We start from the raw sequence: 16,512 nt of genomic DNA, 5'->3' as shown, positions 1-16,512 counted from the left end.
GCGGCACACGAGGCTCGAACTCGTGACCTCGACCTTGGCAAGGTCGCGCTCTACCAACTGAGCTAGTGCCGCATTTTTATTTCTTTAGTTATTTTACGTTGGTGCGCGACAAGTCGCGTTCAACATTCTAGCAACTGAGCTAGTATTGCTTTATATTTAAACAACTCAAACACACTAACCCCGCGTGGGTTATCGTCTTGAGCGGGGCAGGATTCTACAATAATACAGTGTGTTTGCAAGTGTTTTTTATAAATTAAAGAATTTTTCTCTATAGACCTTTAATTCCATAATCGAATCTTTAATGTCGTCTAGCGCAAGATGTGAGCCTTTTTTATTCACTTGTGCAAGTACCTCTGGTTTCCAGCGACGCGCGAGCTCTTTAATTGTGCTTACATCTAGATTACGATAGTGAAAAAAGTCTTCCAATTCGCGCATATATTTATTCATAAAGCGACGATCTTGCCCTATGGAGTTACCACACATCGGTGATGCACCTGCAGGTACCCATTGTTTTAAAAAGGCTATTGTTTGCTCAACCGCATAGGCTTCGTCGTAAGTACTTGCCTTGCAGCGTGCTGTTAAACCCGATTTTCCATGCTGAGTGGTGCACCACTCATCCATACTATCAAGTAACTCATTACTTTGATGAATGGCAATAGTTGGTCCTTCAGCTAATATATTCAAATCAGCATCAGTGACAACGGTCGCAATTTCGAGTATTTTATCGGTCTCTGGTTCGAGTCCGGTCATTTCAAGATCGAGCCAAATTAAGTTTGATTTATTAATATTCATAATTACCTAAGCGGTGCTTTCCTTTAGATCCAGCGCATTTCGATATATCATATTAGCATCATACGTCGAGCTAAAGCATTTTTTAGCTAAGTCGACATTTAACTAAGGTTATAGGCCTCCTGTGGCAAAACAAAAAAAATTAAGTAAAGGCCAGTCTCGTCAGATCAAGGCTAATCATCAAAAGCGTATAAGCAGTGCCGATGCAAGGCCTGCTAAAAAAGGTGCGCAAGAATGGCAAACTGATAATTTAGGCCAAGTAGAAAGCGCTATTGTGATCAGTCGTTTTGGTCAACATGCTGATGTGGAAGTTGAAAGCGGCGAAGTACTACGCTGTAATATACGCCGTACTGTGTCTAATTTAGTGTGTGGGGATGAAGTACTGTTTCGCCGCGCTAAAGTAAGCGAAGGCGATTTAGCTGGTGTAATTGAAGCCACGCAAGAGCGTCGCTCACAACTTACTCGCCCTGATTTTTACGACGGTGTAAAAGTAATAGCTGCTAATATTGACCAAATATTAATGGTGTCAGCAGTACTACCCGAATTTACCCCAAGTATTATCGACCGTTATTTAATAGCCTGCGAAGATATGGGTATAGAGCCTATTTTAGTACTAAATAAAATAGATTTAATCGATGCGCAAGGTCTTAGTGAAATACAAAAAGTACTCGATGTATACCGCAAGCTCGACTACAAAGTTTTATTGGTTAGTAATATAAGTACCGATGGCATTGACGAATTAAAAGATGTACTCGTTGGAAAAAACAATATTTTTGTTGGTCAAAGTGGCGTAGGTAAATCTACTTTAGTTAATACCGTACTTCCAGATGCTGAAATTTTAACTAAAGAAGTTTCTGAAAACAGTGGTTTAGGCCAACATACCACCACGGTATCTCGCCTACATCATTTACCAAGCGGCGGTAACTTAATAGATTCACCAGGTATACGTGAATTTGGTTTATGGCACTTAGAAGTTGATCGTGTAACTTGGTGCTTTAAAGAATTTAGAGAATTTATAGGCGGGTGTCGATTTAGAGACTGTAAACATTTAAACGATCCGGGCTGTATAATTAAAGAAGCCGTAGCTGATGGCAAAATTTCGCAATTGCGCTTTGACAGCTACCACAGAATTTTAGAAACAATGGCCGATGGCCGTGCAGGCTCTCGCGCGCCTCGCGTATAATTTAGGAAAAAACCAGTGAGTTTAGATAAATTTAAAATCGCAATGCAGTACGCAATGCCAAAACACTTTATTTCACGCGTAGTAGGAAAACTAGCCGCTGCTAAAGCGGGTGTGTTAACAACCACGTTAATTAAACTGTTTATTAAGCAATACAAAGTAGATATGAGTGAAGCTAAACACCCAGATCCTGCTCATTATGAAAGCTTTAACGAGTTTTTCACCCGTCCGTTAAAAGATGGCGCACGCCCAATAGTTGCAGACAGCGACATTATTATTCATCCAGTAGATGGCGCAATTAGCCAATTAGGCGATATTGTTGACGGCCAACTAATTCAAGCTAAAGGTCACGATTACAGCCTACAAGCACTACTTGGTGGTAATAAAGACGATACAACCCCATTTTTAGGCGGTAAGTTTGCAACTATTTATTTAGCGCCAAAAGACTACCACCGTATTCATATGCCAATTGATGGCACATTAAGTAAAATGATTTACGTACCAGGCGATTTATTTTCAGTAAATCCGCTGACTGCGCAAAACGTACCTAACTTGTTTGCACGTAACGAACGTGTGGTTGCTATTTTTGAAACTGAAATAGGCCCACTTGCTATGGTACTGGTTGGCGCAACTATTGTTGCCAGCATTGAAACTATTTGGGCGGGTACAGTAACACCACCAGCTGGTAGCGATGTATTTAGCTGGAACTACCCAACCAAGGGCGAAAACGCTATTAGCCTTAAAAAAGGTGAAGAAATGGGCCGCTTTAAACTTGGCTCTACCGTGGTACTTGCTTGGGGCGACGACAAAGCGGATATTCTTGATGATCAACTTCCTGAAACAGTGACCCGCTTAGGCACCCCGTTTGCCAAAATTGATGATTAAGATATAGATATCGATATCGATATAGATATCAGGTAAAAAAACCCCGCGTTTATGGTAATAAACGCGGGGTTTTTATTTTTCAGTGAGTTTATAAATTCAATCGCGGTGGAAAATAACTCGCCTACAGTTTGCTTAAATACCGAGTTTGGCTGATCTCTGCCTGATACCTAACACCTGAAACCGTGGCTTTACCTACACTCCTTACAGTCGATATCTTTCACCACTTTAAATTGTTGCTGCTGCAAAGTGAGTGCATTAATACTCATAAACACACAATCGCTAGAATGACCTAATAACATATTGAGTGTCAGCTGCGCCTGCATTGAGCCGATAATACCTAACAGCGGACTAATTACTCCGGCGTTATCACAATTGATAAGCGGCGCAATATCGCTTTGTGGAAAAATACAGCCATAACACGGGCTATTAGCATTTCTTAAGTCTAAGCTAATCAGCTGCCCTTTTGTTGCCAGTGCCGCACCGGAGATTAATGGGGTTTTATGCTGTACACAAAAGCGATTAACACTGTAACGAGTGGTAAAGTTATCACTGCAATCCAACACAATATCCGCATTATTGAGTAATGCTGCGCTATTATCTTGAGTAAGCTTTTCAGCGTGAGTAATTATAGTGATTTGGTTATTCAGACTTGCAAGCACTTTACCTGCTGCAACCACCTTTTTTTGCCCTAAGTGATTTACTTTATAAAGCACTTGGCGCTGTAAGTTCGAAAGCTCAACCGCATCATCATCAATTAAAATAAGCTTACCAATACCCGCAGCAGCTAAATACAGCAATGCGGGGCTGCCTAAGCCACCCGCACCTACTACTGCAACACTTGCCGACTTAAGCTTTAACTGTCCTGCAAGTCCCACTTCTTTAAGCAATATATGGCGACTATAGCGCAGCATTTCTTTATCGCTAAGTTCATTCATTTGGCTATTAACCTGGCCCACTTTAATTTATTGCCGCTTGTAACGCACTTATTGCCTGCACATAATCATCAGCTTCGCTAATTGCACGTACCACAGCCACACTACCAACGCCTGTTTTGGCAACTTGGCTGGCACGCTTTAAATCTATACCGCCAATTGCCACTGTTGGGTAGCTTTGCATTAAGGGGACAAATTTAAATAACTTTTCTAGTCCCTGTATTTGCCCTGTCATATCTTTGGTAGTGGTAGGATAAATAGCGCCAAATGCCAAATAACTTGGGCGGTAATTATGTGCGCGGAGCATTTCATAGAAGCCATGTGTAGAAAGCCCGAGCCTAAGCCCTGCATTTTTAATCGCCGCTAAATTAGTGTTTTCTAGATCTTGTTGGCCTAAATGCACACCATATGCACCATGCTTAATTGCAAGTTGCCAATAGTCGTTTATAAATACCTGCGCATTATATTGCTCCCCCAGTGCCACCGCTTTTGCCACTAATTCGTCAAGTTGTGCATCGTCTTTATTTTTAACTCGTAACTGCGCAGTTTTAACGCCCTGTTGTAAGCACTTTTCTAGCCAGTCAACACTATCAACCACTGCGTATAAACCTAATGATTTACTTTCGCAGGGTGCAAAATCTGCAGCCATATTAAAATCAAGCGGAACGTCAAAATCGAGTTCATCACCTAACCAACTGCCCGCTTCTATTACTTGGGGGTAATCGGCTAAGTTGGTTGGAAATGAGGTTTGTGCTACTGGGCCAATTCCTTCTCCGTAGCGCACCGCTACTTTCAATCCTTGATTAATATAAGCTTTAGCTAAAATAAACGCATCTTTTAACGGGTAGTCTTTTGCTAAGCAAGCAGCAATAACCGAGGCCATACTGCAGCCTGTACCATGGTTATGTGGCGTTTGAATTTTTTCATTTCCCAGCCAGTATTCTTCGCCTTTTTGAGTGAAATTATTTATGCAGTAATCTATACAGTAGCCGCTTGGATAATCCCAATGTCCGCCTTTTATAACCACGGCTTTTGCGCCCCAGCTTAATAACTTATTGGCAGCTTCTTTTATTGCTGCGGGGCCAATTAAGTACACGCCAGTTAATAACTGAGTTTCGTGCGTATTTGGGGTTATTACATCCACCAGCGGTAATAAGCATTCTTTAATCGCACTTACTGTGTCTTCCTCTGTTAATAAATCGCCGCTAGTAGCAATAGCTACTGGGTCGTAAACAATAACAGGGGACACTGGCCATTTGGCTTTGTAGTGGCTTATATGTTCACTGATCAATTGAATTTGCTGCACATTTGCCAGCATGCCTATTTTAATTACTTTGGCTTTCATATCTTTTTCGAGTGCCAAAAGCTGCGATTCAATAATATCGGTTGATACGGCATTAATTGCCTCAACACCTAAACTATTTTGCGCAGTCAGTGCTGTAATAGCAGTGCACCCATGCACACCAAAACTTTGCATTGCTTTTATATCGGCTTGAATACCTGCGCCACCGCCTGAGTCTGAGCCGGCAATCGTCCATACTACGTTATTCATATTCGTCTCACTTATTCTTGATGCCAAAATGGCATACCCATAGTCGGGGTTGAAGGGGCTGCAACGTCTTTTTCAGGCATTGCTTTGGCGTTATATGCAAAACGTCCAGCCTCTACCGCGGCTTTAAATGCTCGGCTCATGGTTATAGGGCAACCCGCTCCAGCAATCGCCGAATTTAATAATACTGCATCATACCCTAGTTCAAGTGCTTGGCAGGCATGCGAGGGCAAACCTAAACCAGCATCCACTATTAATGTTGTCTCTGGTAAGCGCTCTCTGATTGTTTTTAAATTATAACTGTTTAACAAGCCTTTACCTGTACCAATGGGTGCACCCCATGGCATTAATACTTCACAGCCTAAAGCATTTAAACGCTGGCACAGCACTAAATCGTCTGTGCAATATGGCAGTACTTTAAAACCATCATCAATCAGTATTTTAGTTGCCTCAAGCAGTGCAAATGGATCGGGCTGCAAGTTGTAATCGTCCCCTATCAGTTCAAGCTTAATCCAATCGGTAGCAAACACTTCACGGCACATTTTAGCAAGCGTAATGGCCTCTTTAACACTATGACACCCTGCTGTATTTGGTAAAATTTTAAGCCCAGTATTTTTTATTAACTGCCAAAAATCATCACCCGCAGCCGCACTTTGCTGACGCCTAAGCGACACCGTGACTATTTCAGCGCCCGATGCAACAATCGATTCATTCATCACTGCAGGCGACGGGTAAAGCGCCGAGCCTATTAGTAATCGGCTTTTTATTTGCTCACCATAAATAGTTAAATAGTCATTATTTAGCATAGCTGTTATCCGCCCTGAATCGGCGAGAGCAGCTCAATACTATCACCCTCAGTTAATTGATAATCGCTATGCTGGCTTTGCGGTATAAACTCACCATTAATCGCCACCGCAAATGGCGCAACACCACCAAAATCTTGCAAACAGTTAATGAGCTTATTACTGCTAATAGCTATTAACTCACCATTAATTGTTATGTTCATTTAATTTTCACTCTATGCATAAAAGGGCATTTGCCACTAAACTTGGCGCTAACATGTAACCATGACGATATAAGCCATTAATGCTAATAACTCGCCCAACGTGTGTTACTTGTGGGCGGTTATCGCAAAATGCCGGGCGTAATCCTGTTTGAATATTTAATAGCCGCGCTTCGGCAAAACCGCTGTGCACTGTATAAGCTGCCGAAAGTAACTCTAAAGCAGAGCGCACTGTGGCTGGGCCTGTATCTTGCGACTCTATTTCAGTCGCGCCAATTACGTATTCATTATTGGGTTTAGGCGCTATATAAATGGGGTAACGCGGATGCATTAAGCGCACGGGCCTCGTTAAACTCACCTCTGGCGCGTATAATCTAGCGACTTCTCCACGTACGCCCCGCAGAGGCTTATCATCTTTTGCGCCAAGCCCTCGGCAATCAATAATATAATCAAACTCTCGGTTATTAATTTTATTATCGTTAATCGTGACCCGTTGATTAAATACAAACTTTACTTTGCGCTTATTAAGTTGTGTAAAGCTGGCTTGATAAAATGCCTGATTATCTATTTGCCCGTCGCAGGGTAAAAATAATCCCTGACTAAAACGATTAGCAAGCTCAGGCTCTAACATTTCAATTTGCTGGGAGTTCACCGACTCCCCGGTATAATTAGCTAACGGTTTTAGCCGCTGAGCAAAGCTTAGTAAATCGCCTTTATCTTGCTGATGCGCGACAACTAATGTGCCCTGCTGTTGAAAAAAAACCTCACTATCAAGCTCATCAATAACCCCAGGCCAACGCTTTATAGAATCAAGTCCCATTAAAGCTAAATCAGCCTCGCACAATACCGACTCAGCAAGAGGAGCAAGCATAGCCGCAGCCACCTTGCCCGCACTGTTTTGGGTATGTTCATTATCAGCCTCAAATACAGTAACTCGGTGTTGCTTGCTCAACTCAAGCGCCGCCAATCTACCGGTCAAACCAAACCCCACCACTGCAATATTGTAAAACATAAAAGTTCCTTTTAGCTGCGAGCTCTCACTACGAGCAGCAAGGTATTAAACTCCCCTCGCTGCTCGCAGCCCAATACCTTAAGCTGACTTATATCGCTTTATGATATATTTCTGATCCGGTTTTTTTAAACTCGTCCGATTTAGCTTTCATTTGTGCTTCTACATCAATCATTTTTATTGTAATCGTATCTGCAGCATTAGCAGGGTCAATGCCACGCGCTTCTAAATCTTTTGCATATTCGCGTACTTCTTGACTGATTTTCATTGAGCAAAACTTAGGGCCACACATAGAGCAAAAATGCGCTACTTTACCCGACTCTTGCGGGAGTGTTTCATCGTGATATTCGCGGGCACGTTCTGGGTCTAAACCAATATTAAATTGGTCATGCCATCTAAACTCAAAGCGCGCTTTTGACAGCGCATTATCACGCTCTTGCGCACCGGGATGGCCTTTAGCTAAATCGGCGGCATGGGCGGCAATTTTATAAGTAATTAAGCCTTCTTTTACGTCTTCCTTATTTGGCAAACCTAAATGCTCTTTAGGTGTTACGTAACACAGCATTGCACAGCCATACCACGCTATTTGGGCCGCACCTATACCCGAGGTAATATGGTCATACCCAGGTGCTATATCGGTAGTTAACGGGCCTAAAGTATAAAATGGTGCTTCGTCGCAATGTTTAAGCTGCTCATCCATATTGGCCTTAATCATGTGCATTGGCACATGTCCTGGGCCTTCTATAAATACTTGTACATCGTGTTTCCAGGCTAACTTTGTCAGCTCACCTAGAGTGCGTAGCTCGCTAAATTGAGCTTCGTCGTTGGCATCAGCAATCGAGCCTGGGCGAAGGCCATCGCCAAGCGAAAAACAAATATCGTATTGTTTTAAAATTTCGCAAATGTCTTCAAAGTGGGTATATAAAAAGTTTTCTTTATGATGCGCTAAACACCACTTTGCCATAATAGAGCCACCGCGCGATACAATACCGGTTACTCGTTTTGCGGTCATGGGTACGTAACGCAGTAGCACACCGGCATGAATAGTAAAGTAATCGACGCCTTGTTCAGCTTGCTCAATGAGCGTATCGCGAAAAATCTCCCAGGTTAAGTCCTCCGCTACACCGTTTACTTTTTCCAGTGCTTGGTAAATAGGAACTGTGCCAATAGGTACAGGCGAGTTACGTACTACCCATTCGCGAGTTTCATGAATATAACGCCCGGTTGATAAATCCATAACGGTATCGGCACCCCAGCGGGTAGACCACACCATTTTTTCTACTTCTTCTTCAATCGATGAGCTTACCGATGAATTACCAATATTAGCGTTTACTTTTACCAAAAAGTTACGCCCTACAATCATAGGTTCGGTTTCGGGGTGGTTAATATTGTTGGGTAATATAGCGCGGCCACGCGCAATTTCGTCGCGTACAAATTCAGGCGTAATAAAATCAGGAATACTGGCCCCAAACGACTCGCCTTTATGCTGCGCGGCTAATAATTCAGCATGAATTTTTTTGCGGCCCATGTTTTCGCGTATCGCTACGTATTCCATTTCAGGAGTAATAATGCCTTGGCGTGCGTAATGCATTTGCGTGACATTTTTACCCGCTTTACCGCGGCGTATTTTAGGTAAATGTTCAAAACGAAGATGATCAAGCCCTTCATCAACCATACGTTGTTGCGTAAAGCGTGAAGTAACTGATTCAAGTAATTCGGTATCACCGCGACTTTCAATCCATTGTTCACGAAACTTTGCTAAGCCTTGGCGTACATCAAGCTCAAAGTTTGGATCGGTATACGGGCCTGATGTGTCGTAAACACGTAGCGGCTCGTTTGGCTCATACACTGGGTTTTCATCACTGCCGCCAATATAAGTATCGCTCAGGGTTATTTCACGCATTCCTACACGGATGTTGTTTTGCGTACCCTCAACATACACCTTATGCGAATTAGGAAACGGTTGTCCCGTTAAGTTATAAATATATTCAGATGCAGCGGCTCGCGTTTCACGACGCGATGATTTTTTTGCAGTATTCGACATGACTTACCTCATAGTTTATGGGTTGTCTTGTACGAAGAATTGAGAAGGCAAAATGCCTTATTGGATCGTAGATTGGTTAGGCAGTTTACTGTCATAGCCAATCTTGGCAGCCAACAGAACTTAATACCGGATGGTATAACTTGTACGCATAAAAAAAGACGCACAAGCGTCCTATTTTAGGCAGCTTGTTCCCTACGCAGGTATTAGCCTGATCAGGTTCACGGATCCCGCTTTCGCGATCTCAGCCTTAACTAATTATTTAGTTAGGCACTCCGACAAGTATTAATACCAATTATTAAATATACCTTTGCCACTTATAACTGCAGCTGCAATGCTAAGTTGCTTAGGTATCAAATTGGTATTTGTAATTTATTAATTTGCGAATAGTATCTAGCAAATCAGCGTTGAGTGTACGCCAGTTAAAAATCGCCTGCAAGAGGGCGTTTTTTATTTCGCAATAAATACAAATGTTTTCTCGCCCTGCATTACCAATTGCTGGTCTTGCATTTTAAGCTGCGCGCCTTGTTGCAGTGCGTGTAGTAACTGCTGCTCAAACTTATCAAGTTGTTGGCCACACGACTTACGGGTCATCCCTATTTTGTTAACTGTTAAGCTACTATCGTCCAGCTCACCTTCACCAAAAAAATTATTGCAGCCAGCAAAACCATTGACTTGCAGTGCTTCAATAAAACCCACCGACGCATTAAACGAAGGCGGAATAGCTAGGCCATCAATACGTGATAACTGCCATTGAGTATGTTTAAGCTGCTCTGAGGTAACCGTTTGCGTTGATGCACAACCAACACATAAACCGATTATAAGCATGGGTATTGCTGCTAATTTCATGTTATTACTAATTATTTGTCTAATTACTGTAATAATAACAATTTTTAGCGAGTTAATCCGTTAAAAATACATGTTTAAAGTGTAAATTTTATTCTAAGATAGTTTGAAAATTACGCTGTTTTTTTATTCAGAATCCGTTTTAAATAAATTATCTATTTGCGCTGGTAAAAATGGCCGACCTTTTTCATTTAAAGCTGTGCCGATTACCAATGCATTAAGCATTATTCTTTCATCGTGTTTACGGATCAGAGTTTGTTTAAAAGCAAATTTAAGTCGGCTAATACGTTGTGGCTCTACAGCTACATAAAATTCATCGCCCGGTAATAATGACTGTTTATAATCCATTTCGCTGCGCATCACGACCAGGTTAATTTTATCTTTGGCAAGCTGAGCAAAATCAACCCCATGTGCATGCAAAAATTCATGGCGCGCATGCTCTAAGTAATTAAAATACACACTATTATTTACAATGCCTTGTAGGTCGCATTCGTAGTCACGCACTTTAAAGTCTACTGTAAAGGTCATATTCGTAATCCAAATTATTTAACGTATAATTGCCGCGTTTATAGCACATGTACTGAAATAATTGCTACCATGCAAGTCCCTAAAATGGAGTTAAGTAACTTAATGAACTTACGTTTGTCTTTAATTACCGCCGCATTATTACCACTGTTTGGTGCATCAGTTACCGCCAACGCTGACGATACAGATCTAGAACGCATTGTTGTTACTGGTGATTTTCAACGAGAAAGCATTCAAACCTTAAGTGCTAGCGCCAGCTTATTTAGCGAAGATGAAGTTAATTTACGAGGTGCAACCTACCTAGATGAAATGCTTGGGAGTACTGCCAATATTAATTTTGCTTCTGGAGCTTCTCGCGGTCGTTATATTCAAATTCGTGGCGTAGGACTACGTTCACAGTTTGTTGACCCCATAAATCCTTCGGTTGGTTTAGTTATTGATGGCATTAACTACTCAGGCCTTGGTGGCAGTGCATTATTATTTGATATTGACCAAGTAGAAATTTACCGTGGCCCACAAGGTACACGCTTTGGTGCCGACGGTATGGCCGGTATGATCCAAATGCAATCGGCGCAAGCAACAAGCGATCCTAGTTTAAAACTACAAGTAGGTGCAGGCACTTATAACAGCCGCGAAGCTGGTCTTGCTGCAAGTACAGGTTTAACCGACGATACCAGCGCTCGTGTTAGCTACTTTCGTAGAAAATCAGATGGCTATGTAGATAACCTATACCTAAATAAGCCAACTCAAGGGCAAGACGAGCAAGTAGCTCGCTTTAAATTAAACAGCCAAGTGACTGCCAATTTACGCACAGAATTAAATCTACACTATATTGATATTAATAACGGTTACGATACCTTCGCACTTGATAACGGCCGTAACAGTGTTGCCGATGAACCCGGTGAAGATAACCAATTAAGTTACGCTATCGGTCTAAATAACACGTATACGGGCTTTGATTTATTTGACGTAAACCTAAGCTTATCGGCAATCGACAGTGAATTATTTTATAGCTTTGATGAAGATTGGGTATGTAACGATCCGAGTAAACCACAGCTTTGCGCCGCCGGTTTGCACCCTGAAGGTTACAGCTCAACTGATGTTTACAGCCGCGATCGCGATGATCAAGGGGTCGATTTACAATTTAAAAGCAAAACCGGCAACTGGGTTGCAGGTCTTTACTATCAAAACCGCGACGTAGATTTAGAACGCCAATATACCTGGTTAGCTAGCCCATTTAACTCAACGTATGAAACCAATAACGTGGCAGTATATGGCCAATTAGCGACTCCTATTGGGCCTAAAACCACCTTAATTACTGGCTTACGTGTTGAGCAATACCAAGGTGATTACACCGATAATAACGGTTTTATTGAAGATACCGACGACATTATGGTTGGCGGAAAAATAGCGCTTGAGTACCAAGTAATTGATCGCACCATGATCTACACCAGCATTACCCGTGGTTATAAAGCAGGCGGCATTAACTCAGAAGCGCTCGCTAAAGCCAAAGATGAAGGCTTAAACCTTGATGCTGAATTTTTTAAACAACACACCAGTTTTGATCCAGAATACTTATGGAGCGGTGAGTTTGGTGTTAAGGGATCATCCCTTGATGATAAATTTATTCTACGTTTAGCTGCGTTTTACATGCACCGCGACAACATTCAGTTAAAGTCATGGCAAGTACAAGATCAGAAGTTTACCGGTTATGTAGATAACGCGAGCTCTGGCAGTAACTATGGCCTTGAACTTGAAGGTAGCTATCAGCTAACCGACGATTTACTTATTACCGGTAGTGCTGGTTATTTAAATACTAAAATAAATAAATTTGTAACTAAAGCGGGTTTAAACCAAGACGGTCGCGACCAAGCACAGTCACCTAAATATCAATACGCACTGAGTGCTCGTTATAACCTTACCAACGAGCTTTATGCCATGGTAGGTGTTGAAGGCAAAGACGATTATTACTTCTCAGATAGCCATAATGCACAGGCACCAAACAGTAACTTAGTGAATGTAAGCTTAGGTTATGAAGCCGATAGCTGGGCTGTACGCGCCTGGGCACGTAACGTGTTTGACGAAACAGTACCTACTCGCGGTTTTGAGTTTGGCAACAACCCACTTGATGGTTACGCTGATCATACCTACACCCAACTAGGTGAGCCACGTGTAGCTGGCGTTACCTTTACACTTAATTTATAAAGTAAAGCTGACAGCTTTTAGTACTCTGTTAAAAAACCGCGTTTATTAAAATAAATGCGGTTTTTTATGTGCTAGTCGTAGAGCCTGATCATGCGAGAGGTTAGTTACTAACTGACAGCCCCCCTGCATGTTAAGTTGCTTTAAGCCCTTGTCACATCAAACGCAATAACTTCTTTTATATTACTCTTTTGCGTGGCTAACATTACTAGCCTGTCTATGCCCAGCGCTACCCCTGCACAAGGCGCCAATCCATGTTCAAGCGCAGCAATTAAATGCTTATCCATTGGTACTTGCTTTAAGCCATTTTGTTTACGATATTCATTATCGTCATTAAAACGCTTAGCTTGCTCTGTCGCATTAGTTAGCTCGTTAAAGCCATTAGCTAATTCCATATTTTTATAATACAGCTCAAACCGCCCTGCTACGCGACTGTCATGATCGCAAATTTGTGCCAGTGCTGCTTGCGATGCCGGAAAGTGATACACAAAACACGGCTTATGTTGGCCAATTGTTGGCTCTACTTTCATACAAAATAAAAGCTGCAGTAAGGTATCTCTATGCGTTTCATTTTTAGCTATATCAGCAAACCCTTGCTCGCAGGCAAGTTGTTGTAATTGCTCTAAACTAGCAGTAAGAGGATCAAGTCCAAGTACTTGTTCAAATGCGTGTTGGTAAGTTAACCGTTCACTCGGCGCAACATCTAAAATAAGCTGCATTAGCTCATCTATTTCAGCCATTAATGCAAATTCGTCAAACCCTGGTCTATACCATTCCAGCATAGTAAATTCAGGATTATGATGGCTGCCAGCTTCTTCGTTTCTAAATGCTTTACACAACTGAAATATAGGCCCTGAGCCCGCCGCTAACAAGCGCTTCATTGCAAACTCTGGAGAGGTTTGTAAATATAGCTCAAGGCCGCTGGCGTGCCCTGGGCCTACAAATCGAGTGTTAAAACTCACTAAGTGTATATCGGTTACACTGGCTCCGCTTAAACTGGGGGTTTCTACTTCCATTACATTGCGAGCATAAAAGAACTCGCGAATACTGCGTAAAATAACAGCTCGCTGCTTAAGTGTTGCAATACTTGCACTGGGAGCCCAAAGATTTACTGACATATTTTCTCCAAAAAAAATCCCAGCTTTTAAGCTAGGATTTTATAAAGCGACGCTTAAAATTACTTAACGCGGCTTACGTATTCACCGTTACGAGTGTCTACTTTAATAACTTCGCCTATTTGTACAAATAGTGGAACACGTACTACAGCACCTGTACTTAATGTTGCAGGTTTACCGCCAGTTCCGGCTGTATCACCTTTAAGGCCCGGATCAGTTTCAGTGATCTCCAACTCAACAAAGTTAGGTGGTGTTACTACAATGGGATTACCGTTCCATAATGTAATTGTACACACGTCATTTTCAACTAACCATTTACCCGCATCGCCTAACGCTTTTTCGTCAGCAGCAATTTGCTCAAATGTTTCGTTATTCATGAAATGCCAAAATTCGCCGTCTGTGTATAAATACGCTAAATCAGTATCCATTACATCAGCACCTTCAACAGATTCACCCGATTTAAAGGTTTTTTCAAGTACTTTACCTGAAATAAGTTTACGGATACGAACACGGTTAAACGCTTGGCCTTTACCAGGTTTTACCATTTCATTTTCTATGATACTACTAGGCTCGCCATCCATCATAATTTTTAGGCCGCCCTTGAACTCGTTGGTGCTATAATTCGCCATCGTTTCCTCTATTTATATTTTTTCGAGTAATCTACGTGCCAATGATACAAAGAAATGAAGCAAATTTGCATAAAAACTGGCAAAAAGAATTAGCAAATGTAGTTACCTGCCCAAAAGTGTTGCTAGAAATGGTCGGTTTATCGAGCCAAGTCCATGATAACGACATAAAAGCTCGTAGCTTGTTCCCAGTTCGTGTGCCAATACCATTTATAAAAAAAATGCGTAAAGGCGATGCAAACGATCCATTATTATTACAAGTTATGCCGCGCCATCAAGAATTCTTAACTAAAAGTGGTTTTAATAAAGATCCCCTGCTTGAGCAAAGTAACCAGCAGCCAGGGCTATTACACAAGTATAAATCGCGTGTTTTAGTAATGTTTAAAACCGGTTGTGCAGTAAATTGCCGCTATTGTTTTAGACGCCATTTTCCGTATCAAGAAAACCAACTTAATAAGCGTAGCCTGCTAGATGCGCTTAGCTATATAAAATCCGACAATAATATAAATGAAGTGATTTTAAGTGGTGGCGATCCGCTTATGGCCAAAGACGATGCCATTAGTTGGTTTTTAGATGAGCTTGAGCAACTACCACAAATTAAACGCATGCGAATTCATACCCGTCTGCCGGTGGTTATTCCGGCGCGCATCACCGATGAGTTATGCGAAAGACTTGCAAGGTCGCCATTAAAAATTGTGTTTGTTAATCATATAAACCATGCCAACGAAATAGACGACGACTTTAAAGCCGCAATGCAAAAGCTTAAACAAGTAGGTGTAGTGCTATTTAATCAAGCGGTTATTTTAAAAGACGTGAACGATACAACTGCAGCACAAGTGAATTTAAGTGAAGCGTTATTTGATGCCGATGTATTGCCCTATTATCTACATTTGCTAGATAAGGTAGAAGGGGCAAGCCACTTTGACATTAGTGAGGAGCAAGCAATAAAAATAATGGCAGAGCTGTTAGAAGCCCTACCTGGTTTTTTAGTGCCTAAATTGGTCAGAGAGATTGGCGGTGAAAAAAGTAAAACGCCAATCGATCTCAAGTTAATTTAAAGCCGTATTTAAACGTAAATGTTTACGTTATTACCCAGTGTTGCAGTCGCCGACTTAGTCGGTGTTTGCGCGCTGGATGACTGCGCAGCACCCTCAATCAGTGCTAATGCAGCTGCGCCATCAGCTAGTTGCTGTTTTTTAGACAATGCAGCGCTCAACACCTCGCCGCCTTGGCTTGAACTTGGCATTACCGGTAAATTTCCACCTGATATATTCATAAAATTAATCCACCTTTAATCAGTGTTTGTTGTGCAATTATTTAAAAGGAGTTAAACAAGGCACAGTGCTAAAAACCTGACTTTTAAATATAATCCAAGTAACATATACAGTATACGCATGCTACATAATAAATTATCGGCAACTCAATACAAAGCTTTAGGAAAACCATGGATTCTATTATTGAACAACTCAACGCTAACTTAAAAATTGTTTACCGACAGGCGCTTGATGCTGACAAAAAACTCGACGAGTTACAACAGCAAGGTCACGGCAAATTTAAAGCACTCTTTACAGCCGACTCAGGTTTTACCTTTGAAGCTAAACGCTTTAAGCCATATGTGCTTGATGTAGCAGCCGACGTAGAGAGCTTATCTAGTGACGGTTTTAATGAAGAAAAACTTAAAACCACTGTTATTAAATTACAGCAACTACTTACTTTGTTAGCTACGTTTAAGTAACGTAAACTTTAGTTAAAAAGTTTATGATTCTATAAGCATTAAAAGCGCCGCTATTTAGCGGCGTTTTTGTAAAGC

The 16,512-nt window shown here is 41.6% G+C and carries 17 protein-coding genes, 1 tRNA gene and 1 riboswitch; of the genes, 5 read left to right on the top strand and 13 right to left on the bottom strand.

Going from position 1 to position 16,512, the window contains the following annotated elements; genetic code table 11:
- Both AAEZ18_RS15985 and orn read right to left on the bottom strand, forming a co-directional pair.
- Positions 1 to 72: transfer RNA gene (locus tag AAEZ18_RS15985), tRNA-Gly, on the bottom strand.
- A gap of 174 nt (positions 73 to 246) precedes the next feature.
- On the bottom strand, positions 247 to 792 hold the full coding sequence (gene orn, locus AAEZ18_RS15980) for an oligoribonuclease (RefSeq protein ID WP_058372577.1): 546 nt from the start codon (positions 790 to 792) through the stop codon (positions 247 to 249).
- Positions 793 to 913: 121 nt separating this feature from the next.
- On the opposite strand from orn, the gene rsgA reads away from it, so the two are divergent.
- Together rsgA and asd are read left to right on the top strand one after the other, a co-directional pair.
- The gene (gene rsgA / locus AAEZ18_RS15975; RefSeq protein ID WP_011327196.1) at positions 914 to 1,972 is read left to right on the top strand and encodes a small ribosomal subunit biogenesis GTPase RsgA; all 1,059 of its coding nucleotides are present in this window, start codon (positions 914 to 916) and stop codon (positions 1,970 to 1,972) included.
- Positions 1,973 to 1,987: 15 nt separating this feature from the next.
- Positions 1,988 to 2,854 (top strand): archaetidylserine decarboxylase, encoded by an 867-nt coding sequence (asd, locus tag AAEZ18_RS15970; RefSeq protein ID WP_041454339.1) that lies wholly within the window; start codon positions 1,988 to 1,990, stop codon positions 2,852 to 2,854.
- A gap of 188 nt (positions 2,855 to 3,042) precedes the next feature.
- On the opposite strand, the gene AAEZ18_RS15965 is transcribed toward asd, so the two are convergent.
- The 8 genes from AAEZ18_RS15965 to AAEZ18_RS15930 all read right to left on the bottom strand — a co-directional run bounded on the left by AAEZ18_RS15965 (position 3,043) and on the right by AAEZ18_RS15930 (position 10,762).
- Positions 3,043 to 3,789: a HesA/MoeB/ThiF family protein gene (locus AAEZ18_RS15965; protein WP_086993126.1), complete on the bottom strand. Its 747-nt coding sequence runs from the start codon at positions 3,787 to 3,789 to the stop codon at positions 3,043 to 3,045.
- A 22-nt stretch (positions 3,790 to 3,811) separates the two neighbouring features.
- Positions 3,812 to 5,338 carry a thiamine phosphate synthase gene (gene thiE, locus AAEZ18_RS15960; RefSeq protein WP_089367754.1) on the bottom strand — a complete coding sequence of 509 codons (1,527 nt, stop codon included), beginning with the start codon at positions 5,336 to 5,338 and terminating at the stop codon, positions 3,812 to 3,814.
- A gap of 11 nt (positions 5,339 to 5,349) precedes the next feature.
- Positions 5,350 to 6,141: a thiazole synthase gene (locus AAEZ18_RS15955; RefSeq protein WP_089367753.1), complete on the bottom strand. Its 792-nt coding sequence runs from the start codon at positions 6,139 to 6,141 to the stop codon at positions 5,350 to 5,352.
- 5 nt (positions 6,142 to 6,146) lie between these two features.
- Positions 6,147 to 6,341, bottom strand: coding sequence for a sulfur carrier protein ThiS (thiS, locus tag AAEZ18_RS15950; protein ID WP_011327191.1), 195 nt, complete (start codon positions 6,339 to 6,341; stop codon positions 6,147 to 6,149).
- A gap of 7 nt (positions 6,342 to 6,348) precedes the next feature.
- Positions 6,349 to 7,350 (bottom strand): FAD-dependent oxidoreductase, encoded by a 1,002-nt coding sequence (locus tag AAEZ18_RS15945; RefSeq protein ID WP_086993122.1) that lies wholly within the window; start codon positions 7,348 to 7,350, stop codon positions 6,349 to 6,351.
- A gap of 88 nt (positions 7,351 to 7,438) precedes the next feature.
- Complete coding sequence (thiC, locus tag AAEZ18_RS15940; RefSeq protein WP_350595159.1) at positions 7,439 to 9,391, bottom strand: phosphomethylpyrimidine synthase ThiC; 1,953 nt, start codon at positions 9,389 to 9,391, stop codon at positions 7,439 to 7,441.
- Positions 9,392 to 9,563: 172 nt separating this feature from the next.
- Positions 9,564 to 9,676: riboswitch (TPP riboswitch) on the bottom strand.
- Positions 9,677 to 9,838: 162 nt separating this feature from the next.
- On the bottom strand, positions 9,839 to 10,237 hold the full coding sequence (locus tag AAEZ18_RS15935) for an META domain-containing protein (protein ID WP_304363527.1): 399 nt from the start codon (positions 10,235 to 10,237) through the stop codon (positions 9,839 to 9,841).
- A gap of 123 nt (positions 10,238 to 10,360) precedes the next feature.
- A complete protein-coding gene (locus AAEZ18_RS15930; RefSeq protein WP_086993121.1) occupies positions 10,361 to 10,762 on the bottom strand; it encodes an acyl-CoA thioesterase in 402 nt (133 codons plus the stop codon).
- Between the two features lie 102 nt (positions 10,763 to 10,864).
- On the opposite strand from AAEZ18_RS15930, the gene AAEZ18_RS15925 reads away from it, so the two are divergent.
- The gene (locus tag AAEZ18_RS15925; RefSeq protein WP_086993125.1) at positions 10,865 to 12,964 is read left to right on the top strand and encodes a TonB-dependent receptor; all 2,100 of its coding nucleotides are present in this window, start codon (positions 10,865 to 10,867) and stop codon (positions 12,962 to 12,964) included.
- Positions 12,965 to 13,104: 140 nt separating this feature from the next.
- On the opposite strand, the gene epmA is transcribed toward AAEZ18_RS15925, so the two are convergent.
- On the bottom strand, positions 13,105 to 14,079 hold the full coding sequence (gene epmA, locus AAEZ18_RS15920) for an elongation factor P--(R)-beta-lysine ligase (RefSeq protein ID WP_011327185.1): 975 nt from the start codon (positions 14,077 to 14,079) through the stop codon (positions 13,105 to 13,107).
- A gap of 59 nt (positions 14,080 to 14,138) precedes the next feature.
- Positions 14,139 to 14,705 carry an elongation factor P gene (gene efp, locus AAEZ18_RS15915; RefSeq protein WP_011327184.1) on the bottom strand — a complete coding sequence of 189 codons (567 nt, stop codon included), beginning with the start codon at positions 14,703 to 14,705 and terminating at the stop codon, positions 14,139 to 14,141.
- 41 nt (positions 14,706 to 14,746) lie between these two features.
- On the opposite strand from efp, the gene epmB reads away from it, so the two are divergent.
- Positions 14,747 to 15,760 carry an EF-P beta-lysylation protein EpmB gene (epmB, locus tag AAEZ18_RS15910; protein WP_041454337.1) on the top strand — a complete coding sequence of 338 codons (1,014 nt, stop codon included), beginning with the start codon at positions 14,747 to 14,749 and terminating at the stop codon, positions 15,758 to 15,760.
- An 8-nt stretch (positions 15,761 to 15,768) separates the two neighbouring features.
- Here epmB and AAEZ18_RS15905 read toward each other — a convergent pair whose 3' ends face one another.
- Positions 15,769 to 15,978, bottom strand: a complete 210-nt coding sequence (locus AAEZ18_RS15905) for a hypothetical protein (RefSeq protein ID WP_089367752.1) — start codon at positions 15,976 to 15,978, stop codon at positions 15,769 to 15,771.
- Positions 15,979 to 16,146: 168 nt separating this feature from the next.
- Here AAEZ18_RS15905 and AAEZ18_RS15900 point away from each other — a divergent pair, with 168 nt between their 5' ends.
- Positions 16,147 to 16,437, top strand: coding sequence for a hypothetical protein (locus AAEZ18_RS15900; RefSeq protein ID WP_011327181.1), 291 nt, complete (start codon positions 16,147 to 16,149; stop codon positions 16,435 to 16,437).
- The last annotated feature ends 75 nt before the right edge of the window (positions 16,438 to 16,512 follow it).

This window comes from Pseudoalteromonas sp. 19-MNA-CIBAN-0066, from assembly GCF_040308705.1.
GTDB classification, from domain to species: domain Bacteria; phylum Pseudomonadota; class Gammaproteobacteria; order Enterobacterales; family Alteromonadaceae; genus Pseudoalteromonas; species Pseudoalteromonas nigrifaciens.
This window is presented reverse-complemented; position numbering and strand designations above follow the sequence as displayed.

Excerpts from the sequence above, each read along its gene's own strand:
- orn (WP_058372577.1), bottom strand. The coding sequence starts at position 792 with ATGAATATTAATAAATCAAACTTAATTTGGCTCGATCTTGAAATGACC.
- AAEZ18_RS15965 (WP_086993126.1), bottom strand. The coding sequence starts at position 3,789 with ATGAATGAACTTAGCGATAAAGAAATGCTGCGCTATAGTCGCCATATA.
- thiE (WP_089367754.1), bottom strand. The coding sequence starts at position 5,338 with ATGAATAACGTAGTATGGACGATTGCCGGCTCAGACTCAGGCGGTGGC.
- AAEZ18_RS15955 (WP_089367753.1), bottom strand. The coding sequence starts at position 6,141 with ATGCTAAATAATGACTATTTAACTATTTATGGTGAGCAAATAAAAAGC.
- thiS (WP_011327191.1), bottom strand. The coding sequence starts at position 6,341 with ATGAACATAACAATTAATGGTGAGTTAATAGCTATTAGCAGTAATAAG.
- AAEZ18_RS15945 (WP_086993122.1), bottom strand. The coding sequence starts at position 7,350 with ATGTTTTACAATATTGCAGTGGTGGGGTTTGGTTTGACCGGTAGATTG.
- thiC (WP_350595159.1), bottom strand. The coding sequence starts at position 9,391 with ATGTCGAATACTGCAAAAAAATCATCGCGTCGTGAAACGCGAGCCGCT.
- AAEZ18_RS15935 (WP_304363527.1), bottom strand. The coding sequence starts at position 10,237 with ATGAAATTAGCAGCAATACCCATGCTTATAATCGGTTTATGTGTTGGT.
- AAEZ18_RS15930 (WP_086993121.1), bottom strand. The coding sequence starts at position 10,762 with ATGACCTTTACAGTAGACTTTAAAGTGCGTGACTACGAATGCGACCTA.
- AAEZ18_RS15925 (WP_086993125.1), top strand. The coding sequence starts at position 10,865 with ATGAACTTACGTTTGTCTTTAATTACCGCCGCATTATTACCACTGTTT.
- epmA (WP_011327185.1), bottom strand. The coding sequence starts at position 14,079 with ATGTCAGTAAATCTTTGGGCTCCCAGTGCAAGTATTGCAACACTTAAG.
- efp (WP_011327184.1), bottom strand. The coding sequence starts at position 14,705 with ATGGCGAATTATAGCACCAACGAGTTCAAGGGCGGCCTAAAAATTATG.
- epmB (WP_041454337.1), top strand. The coding sequence starts at position 14,747 with ATGATACAAAGAAATGAAGCAAATTTGCATAAAAACTGGCAAAAAGAA.
- AAEZ18_RS15905 (WP_089367752.1), bottom strand. The coding sequence starts at position 15,978 with ATGAATATATCAGGTGGAAATTTACCGGTAATGCCAAGTTCAAGCCAA.
- AAEZ18_RS15900 (WP_011327181.1), top strand. The coding sequence starts at position 16,147 with ATGGATTCTATTATTGAACAACTCAACGCTAACTTAAAAATTGTTTAC.